Annotated in this window: 10 protein-coding genes; 3 read left to right on the top strand and 7 right to left on the bottom strand. The window is 43.6% G+C overall.

Going from position 1 to position 10,644, the window contains the following annotated elements; translation table 11 throughout:
- From gspI to gspC, 7 genes are all read right to left on the bottom strand, one after another.
- Window positions 1-360: a type II secretion system minor pseudopilin GspI gene (gspI, locus tag OCU38_RS00580; RefSeq protein ID WP_261823393.1), complete on the bottom strand. Its 360-nt coding sequence runs from the start codon at window positions 358-360 to the stop codon at window positions 1-3.
- A complete protein-coding gene (gene gspH / locus OCU38_RS00575) occupies window positions 347-946 on the bottom strand; it encodes a type II secretion system minor pseudopilin GspH (RefSeq protein ID WP_261823392.1) in 600 nt (199 codons plus the stop codon). The genes gspI and gspH overlap by 14 nt, the downstream gene beginning before the upstream one ends.
- 15 nt (window positions 947-961) lie before the next feature.
- The gene (gspG, locus tag OCU38_RS00570) at window positions 962-1,402 is read right to left on the bottom strand and encodes a type II secretion system major pseudopilin GspG (protein ID WP_261823391.1); all 441 of its coding nucleotides are present in this window, start codon (window positions 1,400-1,402) and stop codon (window positions 962-964) included.
- 30 nt (window positions 1,403-1,432) lie between these two features.
- Entirely contained in the window at window positions 1,433-2,650 is a 1,218-nt protein-coding gene (gene gspF, locus OCU38_RS00565) for a type II secretion system inner membrane protein GspF (RefSeq protein WP_261823390.1), read from the bottom strand.
- The gene (gspE, locus tag OCU38_RS00560) at window positions 2,650-4,155 is read right to left on the bottom strand and encodes a type II secretion system ATPase GspE (protein ID WP_261823389.1); all 1,506 of its coding nucleotides are present in this window, start codon (window positions 4,153-4,155) and stop codon (window positions 2,650-2,652) included. The genes gspF and gspE overlap by 1 nt, the downstream gene beginning before the upstream one ends.
- The gene (gene gspD / locus OCU38_RS00555) at window positions 4,155-6,182 is read right to left on the bottom strand and encodes a type II secretion system secretin GspD (protein WP_261823388.1); all 2,028 of its coding nucleotides are present in this window, start codon (window positions 6,180-6,182) and stop codon (window positions 4,155-4,157) included. The genes gspE and gspD overlap by 1 nt, the downstream gene beginning before the upstream one ends.
- A 93-nt stretch (window positions 6,183-6,275) precedes the next feature.
- The gene (gene gspC, locus OCU38_RS00550; protein WP_390625247.1) at window positions 6,276-7,154 is read right to left on the bottom strand and encodes a type II secretion system protein GspC; all 879 of its coding nucleotides are present in this window, start codon (window positions 7,152-7,154) and stop codon (window positions 6,276-6,278) included.
- Between the two features lie 256 nt (window positions 7,155-7,410).
- On the opposite strand from gspC, the gene hslR reads away from it, so the two are divergent.
- From hslR to pckA, 3 genes are all read left to right on the top strand, one after another.
- Complete coding sequence (gene hslR / locus OCU38_RS00545) at window positions 7,411-7,797, top strand: ribosome-associated heat shock protein Hsp15 (RefSeq protein ID WP_261823386.1); 387 nt, start codon at window positions 7,411-7,413, stop codon at window positions 7,795-7,797.
- Window positions 7,798-7,811: 14 nt separating this feature from the next.
- The gene (hslO, locus tag OCU38_RS00540) at window positions 7,812-8,681 is read left to right on the top strand and encodes an Hsp33 family molecular chaperone HslO (protein WP_261823385.1); all 870 of its coding nucleotides are present in this window, start codon (window positions 7,812-7,814) and stop codon (window positions 8,679-8,681) included.
- A gap of 320 nt (window positions 8,682-9,001) precedes the next feature.
- Window positions 9,002-10,630 (top strand): phosphoenolpyruvate carboxykinase (ATP), encoded by a 1,629-nt coding sequence (gene pckA, locus OCU38_RS00535; protein ID WP_261823384.1) that lies wholly within the window; start codon window positions 9,002-9,004, stop codon window positions 10,628-10,630.
- The last annotated feature ends 14 nt before the right edge of the window (window positions 10,631-10,644 follow it).

Raw genomic sequence — 10,644 nt, 5'->3', positions numbered from 1 at the left:
CTATTGCAACGGAACATAACTTCTCACCGTTACTAGAGGGTTATCCCCGTTTTGATTTAATGACACGCTAATATCAATCGCACGCAAATAATCATTACCGGTTGCTACCGGAGTCTGCGTCCAAAACCATTCTTGCCCAGCCAACTCAGAAGTGCCTTTACGCGGGCTTTTCGGTGGCTCACCGAGCATCATCAATGTCATTTGATTATCTGCAACCATACCGGCAAAGGTTTTTTGCTCTAAATAGCCAATGCTATTAATGTGCTGAGTGACCGCTCGAACGACACTCATTGAAGCGGTAGCAAAAATAGCTAGAGCTATGAGAACTTCCAACAAAGTCATGCCTTTAGCGGACTTCATCTTTCAGCTCCTCACCCGGTTTAAGTAACTTAACACTGCCGTTCTCTAACGCCACAACTCGCCAATTATCATCCCCTTGCGCTTCTGAGCTTGGGTAGATGTACACCTCAAATGGGGTTAACTCACCACTTGAAAGAATAAAGGCTTGCGGAGGCGGTTCTTGTTTTTTCTTTTCTTCTTTGGCAAACATCTCTTCATCAAACAATGATTCTTGTTTAAATAAAGAGTCTTGCTTACCCCAAGTGCCGTCACCTAACTCCCAAGTGAGTGTTAGGCCGTCCTCAAGTTCCGTATCAGCGGGAATTCTGCGATGATCTAACGCTTGCCAACCGTCTTTGGTCAGTTTCAATAAGCGATACTTTTTCCCCGCTGGATCAAAACGAATACCAAGATCCCAACCATTAAGAATTGCATCTTGATGCAACATGGTCAGACGCTGAAAAAGCTGCTGTGAGCGCGTTTGCGCGGCATCAGAACCACTTTGAGGTAAGTTTATGACAACAGCAATGGCGCTTACCGAAACTAAAACCATGACTAACATGATTTCTAGCAGGGTAAAGCCACGCTGTTTTTTAGGCTGTTTCACCACGAGTTAAGGCTACTAGAAGTCTTGTAGGTTCCAGTTACCAATATCAGTTGATGAACCTTCGCCTCCATCTTGACCGTCAGCACCAAGTGTGAAGATATCGATATTGCCGTTATCACCAGGGCTTAGGTATTGGTAATCATAGCCCCATGGGTCTTTTGGAAGACGACGAATGTAACCGTCTGCACGGTAGTTACGAGGCTCTGGTGAACCTGTAGGACGGCTTACCAATGCATCTAAGCCTTGGTCTGTGGTTGGGTAAACACTGTTGTCTAGCTTGTACATGTCTAGCGCATTTTCTAGCGCTACAATGTCGGTAATCGCTTTTTGTTGGTCAGCTTTCTCTTTGTTGCCTAACAAGTTAGGAACAACAAAGCTGGCCAAAATACCTAGGATTACTACAACAACCATAACCTCTAGCAAGGTAAAGCCTTGTTGTTTCTTATTTCGTTTCATTTTTTTCTCCATACACTCGGGTCAATATGACTAAGCACCCGATACCAAGTTATTCAATTCAAGCAGTGGCATCATAGTTGCAACTACAATAAATAATACGATCCCTGCCATAAAGACAATCAGCAGCGGTTCAAAAACGCCCAGTGCCATGTTCACCTGAGACTCAAAATCTTGGTCTTGGTTATCGGCAGCGCGAGTCAACATTTGTTCAAGTTCACCCGATTGCTCACCACTGGCAATCATATGTAACATCATAGGTGGGAACAGTTTGCTCTGTTGCAAAGAGTGGCGCAAACTTCCGCCCTCTCGCACTTTATCTGAAGCTTCAAGGACTTGCTTCTTAAAGAACTTATTACCCATAACGTCTGCCGCCACAATCATCCCATCTAAAAGAGGAATGGCACTTGCCGAACATATGGCTAAGGTACGAGCAAAACGTGAAGTATTTAAGCCTCGAGCAACACGACCAATCACAGGAACATTTAATACACGACCGTCCCAACGCAGTCTCAACTCTGGCTTTTTCAATAACAACTTAATGCCAACAATCAGCACCACAACGCTAACGACGACTAGCACACCATAGTCTTGAACAAAGCTACTGGCATTGATCAAGATCTGAGTTGAGGTTGGCAGTTCTTGTCCCATTTGTACAAATTGATCGACAATTTTTGGCACAACGGTAGCCAACAAAAAGCCAATAACCGCGACCGCAATCAAGGTCAGCATAATTGGGTAGATCATAGCTTGTTGTAGTTTTGAACGTAATTTTTGACGTTTTTCGGCGTAATCGGCAAGACGCTCTAGAACCGCGTCTAAGTGTCCGGATTTTTCACCCGCCGCCACCATGGCACAGAATAGGTCATCGAAAACGGCAGGGTATTCACTCATACTGTCAGCCAAAGTGTAACCTTCAACAACCTTAGAGCGAACACTCACTAACATGCTGCGAATGTGCGCTTTTTCAGATTGTTCCGCAACCGCTCTTAAACACTCTTCTAAGGGCATGCCGGCTTGAACAAGGGTCGATAATTGACGCGTCAATAACGCAAGATCGGGCGTGCTGATACCGCGCTGAAAACCACGAGACTTTGATGACTTTTTCTTAGTCTGAGTTTCGTTGATCTCAACCGGCATTAAGCCTTGCTCTTTCAAGCGTTGCCTAACTTGTCTGGCGTTATCACCTTCGGTTACGCCTTTCTTTTGGCGACCTTTTGCATCTAGCGCTTTATATTCAAATGCAGCCATTATTCTTCCCTAGTTACTCGCATAACTTCTTCTAGGGTCGTTTTGCCAGCCCTTGCTTTGTTCAAACCGTCTTGGCGAATACTTGGCGTAGATTGACGCACGACGTGTTCAATCTCTTGCTCGCTTTGCTCACCATGAATCAATGACTGGACGCTTTCGTCAACCACCAGCAATTCATGGATACCAGTACGGCCTTTGTAACCTTTGTTATTACAATGCTCACACCCTTTTGGTCGATAAAGCACTAAGTCGTCATCGGCTGCAAGGTGGAACAGTTTTTTCTGCTCAGCATCGGCTTGATAAGGTTCGCGACACTCTTTACACAGCGTACGCACCAATCGTTGCGCCAAAATACCCAATAGAGAAGAAGAGATTAAGAAAGGCTCAATGCCCATATCTCTTAAACGTGTGATAGTACCGACAGCGGTGTTGGTGTGCAGTGTAGACATTACCAAGTGACCGGTTAAAGAGGCTTGTACCGCAATCTGAGCAGTCTCAAGGTCACGAATCTCACCAATCATTACTACGTCAGGGTCTTGACGCAGAATTGCTCTTAAACCACGCGCAAAGGTCATATCAACCTTAGGGTTTACTTGCGTTTGACCAATGCCATCAATATCAAATTCAATCGGGTCTTCAACCGTTAGGATATTACGCTCAGCACTGTTAAGTTCCTGCAAGCCTGCGTACAAGGTGGTGGATTTACCTGAACCTGTAGGGCCGGTTACTAAGATAATACCGTGCGGTTTTTGAATTAAGTTTTGTAGACGCACGTGGTTGTTCGAGGACATACCTAAGCTGTCGAGATCAAGCTGAGTGGCATTTTTATCCAATAGACGCATAACCACACGCTCACCATGAGAGGAAGGCATAGTAGAAACACGCACATCCACCGCTCGTCCACCAATCAATAGTGAAATACGACCATCTTGTGGTACACGCTTCTCGGCGATATCCAGTTTTGCCATAACCTTAACCCTAGACACCAACAAAGGTGCCAGTTTACGGCTAGGTGCTAAGACATCACGCAATACGCCATCCACACGGAAACGAATAGAAAGGTGCTTCTCAAAGGACTCGATATGAATATCCGAAGCCCCTTCTTTGATTGCTTCACCCAACATGGCGTTGATCAACTTGATAATTGGCGCGTCATCTTCGGCTTCTAATAAATCCTCATTGTGCGGAATTTCTTCCGCCAACGAGAAGAAGTCGTCGTTGTCTGCACCAATGTCTTCCATTAGCTGTCTAGCTTCTGAAGAATCGCGCTGATAAGAATCTGAAAGTTTCGATTCAAAATCATGCTTATCCATCTCAACCAATTGGATTGGCAGAGGTGATACTCGCATCACCTCTAACAGTGTCGACGTGTGCATTGGATCGACATAAAACAACTGGTATGCGTCGCCTTTATCGTTCGGCTCAAGCACTACACTAAAGCGCTTAGCAAAGCCAAACGGTAGACGTGTAGTACCTGCTTTATATGTTGAAAATGCTTCGTCCATTACTTATGGTCCACTTGCTCAATAAAGGCTTGTAGCTCTTTTGGACGGCTAGCTTCATCACCAAACTTAGGCATTACCGGAATCAAGTCATCCGGTAGCAGTTTCAAGCCTTCTTCGGCTTTGTACAATTGCTCAGCTCGGATGTAGTTGTATTTACGCTGAGTAATACCATCGGCTGTCATACCATCACGAATAATGGTTGGTTTGATGAATACCATTAGGTTTTTCTTTTCTACCTGAGTGCTGGTTGATCTGAACAATTGTCCCAACCAAGGAATATCACCCAGTAGCGGTACTTTAGATTCACTCTCCATTGCACGCTCATCAATCAAACCACCCAACACGAGCATTTGTCCGTCTTGGATCATAACGGATGTATTTAATTGACGTTTCGCAAAACGAACATCCACCGCACCGTTAGCGCCAAGTACGTTAGAAACTTCTTGTTCAATCTTCAACTGAACAGAGTCACCTTCGTTAATTTGTGGCACAACCTTAAGTTTGATACCCACTTCTTTACGATCAACAGTTTGGAATGGGTTTTCATTGTTTGAGCCAGAAGTAGAACCCGTTAGTACCGGTACCTCTTCACCCACAATGAACGACGCTTCGCCGTTATCCATAACCGTAATGCTAGGAGACGATAGAATGTTTGAGTTTGAATCTGTTGCAACCGCGCTAATCAACGCCGTCCAGTCACCCATAGCTAAACTCACTGCCGCGCCATTTACGCCGCTTAGTGCACTTGCAAGCGTTGAGTAGTCACCTGACTCATCAATGGTTTTAGTAGTAGTTAGACCGGTTGATGGGTCTGTGTATGTTTCAGTACGAGAAGTATCTTTCGCTTCTTCTCTACCAACCATAACCTGACCAATAGACGCACCACTGTTACCGTATTGAACGACAGCACCCGTTTCTAGGTTACCCCATTGCACGCCAAGGTTAACGCCATCACCTTCTGACATTTCAACGATCAAGGCTTCAATCAATACTTGAGCACGACGAATATCTAGCTGAGCGATCACATCACGCAATGCTTTCATGATGTCTGGCGGAGCAGTAATAACGAGGGAGTTGGTACCTTTATGCGCTGAAATCATCACTTCAGATTTAGAGTTTCGAGCCGCTGCGCCGCCCTGTGCTGTTTTCTTAGCCGCGGCTAAGTTATCTGAAACACCTTTAAGAACTTCAACTAAATCTTCTGCGTTAGCATTTTTTAAGTAAATAACTTGGTTGTTGCCTTTAACTTCCATCTCTTTATCAAGTTGCGATACCACGTTTTTCAAGCGCTTACGCACTTGTGGATCGCCAGAGATTAATACGGAGTTAGTACGTTCATCAGCAACCAGTTTTGGTTGTAAGAAAGCCGGAGTATTTTTCGCTTCTGTGGTTTTGTTTAGCGCTTCAACGATACGCACCATCTCAGCCGCAGAGGCAAATTTTAGTGGCACAACTTCAATTGATTTATCGCCCGCTTTATCCACACGTTCAATAATCTCAGCTAAACGGTTTACTACAGCAGCACGACCTGTAATCAAGATAATATTTGCAGGGTCATAGTGAACAACGTTACCGGCACCCGCATTGTCGTTCAATTGGCGAAGTAGTGGCGAGAGTTCACGTACCGATACATTACGCACCGCTACCACACGAGTTACTACCGCATCACCTTTGATTTTGTTGTCCCCGACTACAGGAACAGCAGAGGTTTTCGCATCCTTAGATTTAATAACCTTGATGACGCCGTTTTCCATTTCGACAACGGCAAACCCATACACCTCAAGGACACTAAGGAAAAACTGATAATACTGCTTCTCGTTCAAAACATCATAGCTACGCACATCAATCTTGCCCCTAACCGAAGGGTCAACAATAATGGTCTTTTCTAAGTTTCGTCCGACAATATTAATAAATTCGCCAATATCAGTGCCTTTGAAGCTGGCGCTAAATTCATCGGCACTAAATGCTGGTGTGCATACCAAGCTACCTAACAGTAGCCATGCACTCTTGCTAAACCAACCTTTCACGTGATACTCCCAAAAATCAATGGCACAAAGTGCCTAGCATGGCTCATATAATCAGACTCATGCTCTCGCAATGATAGCTAGACTGCTATCAAACTATAGTTGTAAATAAATATCGTAACGTTGACCGTTTCGCTCAACCGTGAGGTTAAGCTCACTTAAATCACCTAAAGACTTCCAAATGGCGCCCATTGATGCTGGATTTTTTAAATCTGCACCATTTAGTTCTACAGCAATATCGCCATCTTGCAGACCGATAGAATCAAACAAAGTGCGTTCTCGTCCCGGACGAACACGATAACCGATTAATTTTCCATCACGGTTTACCTGAGAGAGGCGAATATATTTAAGAAGCTGTTGAGGATTCTCAGAAATTTCTGCTTTGATTTTATCTAGGCTAGCAGTATCTACTTTAGGATTGTTACCTTGAACATTAGATTGCGGTTGTTTTTTAACCGACCCTGCGTTATTTGCTACACGCTTATATTCTATACCTTCTAGCATTAAGGTTTCGTTACGGCCCTGATTTTCAATAATCACTCGGTCGCTTAAAACATTGCTTAATTTCGCACGAGTACCATCAATTGTCTCACCAACGCCATAAGTATCTTGGCTGCCTTTGTTAGCAATAACCGCTAGACTGTTTTTCTGAACTGAACTTGCTACCACACCCACTAGCACAAGGTTTAATCTTGTCTTTGGTGCATCAACAACTTGCTGTGTTACTTTCGGTGTGCTTTCTTTCGATTCAACCCCAAATAAATTTGCGTTTACTAACGAAGAAATATCCATACCTTGATGCGGTGACGAAGCGACACCGCTGCCGGAGCCTGCAACAGGTCTCCAATGCTCAACATCTGATTCTGAACCCATTAGATGCCATAATAAATGACCACATAACCAAGCTGTGCTGACGAGCAAAATAAACGTCAACACTTTAGCTATGATCGCCTGTTGATTCACGACACTCGTCAATAATTGATTGGCTTTGTGCGAATATGTGGAAAACTTAGACAAGACAAGTCCCTATTGATATACCGATTTTTATACAATATGCCACGCAGGCATTGGTGTTACTGGGTTAAATGGATGAGCAAGACTACCATACATATTATTACCAATAATTAAACAGGGAATAATTTCGATTGTAAATAAAGACATTTACTTGAAAAATGCTATATACGTCACCATTACCCTCCTGCCAGACATCACTTAGAGAGCAAAGATCATTATGAGTTCCACGACTGAGTCTGTTCGGCTCGACAAATGGTTATGGGCTGCGCGCTTTTACAAAACCCGTTCAATCGCTCGAAATATGATCGATGGCGGTAAAGTTCATTATAATGGGCAGCGTAGCAAACCAAGTAAAATGATAGAACTAGGGGCTACAATTACCCTGCGACAAGGACTCGTTGAAAAAACCGTCACGATAGAAAAAATATCGGACCAAAGACGCGGAGCACCTGAAGCACAACTACTTTACACCGAAACTGTGGAAAGTATAGCGAAGCGAGAACGCACAGCACTAGAACGCAAGATGCACGCACACAATCCAAGTCCTGATCGCCGTCCAGACAAGAAGCAACGACGTGATCTGATTAAATTTAAGAACCAATAAGCTGGAGTTTCCTAATGGAAAGCAACGTATTAAATCGTTATTTATTTGAAGACCTATCTGTACGTGGTGAGTTAGTACAGCTAGATACCGCCTACCAAGCCATCCTAGATAGCAAACAATACCCAGTTGCGATTCAAAACTTACTTGGTGAACTGCTTGTTGCAACCTCATTGCTCACCGCTACCTTAAAATTTGAAGGCTCAATTACTTTACAGCTGCAAGGTGACGGTCCTGTGACTCTTGCGGTAATAAATGGTGACAATAACCAAAAAGTCCGTGGTGTTGCTCGCTTTGAAGGCGAAATTGCCGACACAGCCTCTTTGCACGATATGCTAGGCAAAGGTCACCTAGTAATCACTATCTCTCCAAATAAAGGAGAGCGTTACCAAGGCGTAGTTGGTTTAGAAGGCAATACACTTTCAGAAGTACTAGAAACTTACTTCGAACGCTCAGAGCAGCTAAAAACTCGTTTATGGTTCCGTATTGGTGAATTCGATGGCAAAGCACATGCCGCTGGTATGTTGCTACAAGTCGTTCCTGATGGTACAGGTTCTGCGGATGACTTTGAGCATTTAGAGCAGCTTACTGATACGGTCAAAAATGAAGAATTATTTGGCTTAGAAGCGAATGAATTGCTGTATCGCTTATACAACCAAGAAACCGTTAAAGTTTTTGAGCCACAGCCTGTTGAATTTTTCTGTGGTTGTTCAAGAGAACGTAGTGGCGCCGCTATTATTACCATTGCAAAAGAAGAAGTTAACGACATCTTAGCCAGCGAAGGTCGCATAGGTTTACATTGTGATTATTGCGGAACAACTTACGACTTTAATGCCGCCGAAGTTGAAGAATTATTCGCTCAAGTAGACAAGCCAACACTGCACTAAGCTCACAAATTTATAATTAAAAAACCGGCTCTAAATAGCCGGTTTTTTATATTCATTAGACTTCATAGCATAAAAAACTCAAAAACCTGCATTATCCCTATTTTTTAACAACAAAAAGCGGTGAAAAACCGTTTTTACAAATCACTTCAATCCCCATCCAACCTAGCATTCTGAACTACAAAAACGTGATCCTTGTTTATAAAACATTCAATAAAGCCATATATAGTCAATAATGTTACAACTACTGATTAAATCAAATACTTATAAATTCGGTAGCTTCACAAATTTTTAACTAAAAACACCCTACACAAGGAGCACCTATGACTGTTATAGAACATACTAAGGTTGCAAACATCGATCTGACTCAATATGGAATCAGCGACGCTACTGAAATTATTCGTAATCCAAGTTATGAAATGCTTTTCGCTGAGGAAACTAGCGACACATTAGAAGGTTATGAGAAAGGAATTATAACTGAACTAGGTGCAGTTGCCGTTGATACAGGCATATTTACAGGTCGTTCCCCCAAAGATAAATTCATTGTGAAAGATGACACTACGCGTGAAAACATGTGGTGGACGACAGATACAGTGAAAAATGACAATAAACCTATTAATCAAGAAGTATGGACAGACTTGAAACAGCTAGTCACTACTCAGCTGTCGAATAAACGTCTTTTTGTTGTGGACGGTTATTGCGGTGCTAACCCCGATTCTCGCTTAGCGGTGCGAATCATTACCGAAGTAGCTTGGCAAGCGCACTTTGTAAAAAACATGTTCTTGCGTCCCTCAGCGGAAGAACTGGCCACTTTCGAGCCCGATTTTGTGGTAATGAATGGCGCTAAGTGCACTAACAGCAAGTGGAAAGAGCACGGCCTGAACTCCGAGAACTTTACCGTTTTCAACCTCACTGAAAAAATGCAGTTGATTGGCGGTACTTGGTACGGCGGTGAAATGAAGAAAGGTATGTTCGCTATGATGAACTACTTCCTTCCACTGCAAGGAATGGCATCCATGCACTGCTCGGCCAATATGGGTGAAGAAGGCGATGTTGCAATCTTCTTTGGCCTCTCTGGCACAGGTAAAACAACTCTTTCGACTGATCCTAAACGCGCCTTAATTGGTGACGATGAGCACGGCTGGGACGATGACGGTATCTTCAACTTTGAAGGTGGTTGCTACGCCAAAACCATTAAACTGTCTAAAGAAGCTGAGCCTGATATCTATAATGCTATCCGTCGTGATGCCCTACTAGAAAACGTCACCGTACGTAATGATGGTTCAATCGATTTTGATGATAATTCAAAAACGGAAAACACCCGAGTTTCGTACCCGATTGAGCATATCGAAAATATCGTTAAGCCAGTCTCCAAAGGCGGTCATGCAAACAAGGTGATTTTCTTGTCAGCGGATGCGTTTGGCGTTCTACCTCCAGTATCTAAGCTCACACCAGAACAAACCAAGTACCACTTCCTTTCTGGATTTACCGCTAAGTTAGCGGGTACTGAGCGCGGTATTACCGAGCCAACTCCGACTTTCTCGGCTTGTTTTGGCGCGGCATTCTTAACCCTTCACCCAACCAAGTATGCAGAAGTGTTGGTGAAACGAATGGAAGCGGCTGGCGCAGAAGCTTATCTTGTCAATACCGGTTGGAATGGCTCTGGTAAGCGAATTTCCATTCAAGATACTCGCGCCATCATTGACGCTATCTTAGATGGCTCTATTGAAAACGCACAAACCAAAACTATCCCAGTATTTAACTTAGAAGTGCCAACTTCGTTGCCAGAAGTACACCCTGAGATTTTGGATCCTCGCGATACTTACGTTGATCCTCTGCAATGGGAAAGCAAAGCCAAAGATTTAGCCGAGCGCTTTATCAATAACTTTGAGAAATACACTGACAACGATGATGGCAAAGCTCTCGTAAAAGCAGGGCCTTTGTTAGATTAATTGCATCAATAACC

Source organism: Vibrio neonatus (assembly GCF_024346975.1).
Taxonomy (GTDB): Bacteria; Pseudomonadota; Gammaproteobacteria; order Enterobacterales; family Vibrionaceae; genus Vibrio; species Vibrio neonatus.
Note: the sequence above shows the minus strand (reverse complement) of the source record. Positions and strands in the feature narration are given on the sequence as shown.

Coding starts and splice junctions, on each gene's coding strand:
- gspI (WP_261823393.1), bottom strand. CDS start 360: ATGAAGTCCGCTAAAGGCATGACTTTGTTGGAAGTTCTCATAGCTCTA.
- gspG (WP_261823391.1), bottom strand. CDS start 1,402: ATGAAACGAAATAAGAAACAACAAGGCTTTACCTTGCTAGAGGTTATG.
- pckA (WP_261823384.1), top strand. CDS start 9,002: ATGACTGTTATAGAACATACTAAGGTTGCAAACATCGATCTGACTCAA.
- hslO (WP_261823385.1), top strand. CDS start 7,812: ATGGAAAGCAACGTATTAAATCGTTATTTATTTGAAGACCTATCTGTA.
- hslR (WP_261823386.1), top strand. CDS start 7,411: ATGAGTTCCACGACTGAGTCTGTTCGGCTCGACAAATGGTTATGGGCT.
- gspE (WP_261823389.1), bottom strand. CDS start 4,155: ATGGACGAAGCATTTTCAACATATAAAGCAGGTACTACACGTCTACCG.
- gspF (WP_261823390.1), bottom strand. CDS start 2,650: ATGGCTGCATTTGAATATAAAGCGCTAGATGCAAAAGGTCGCCAAAAG.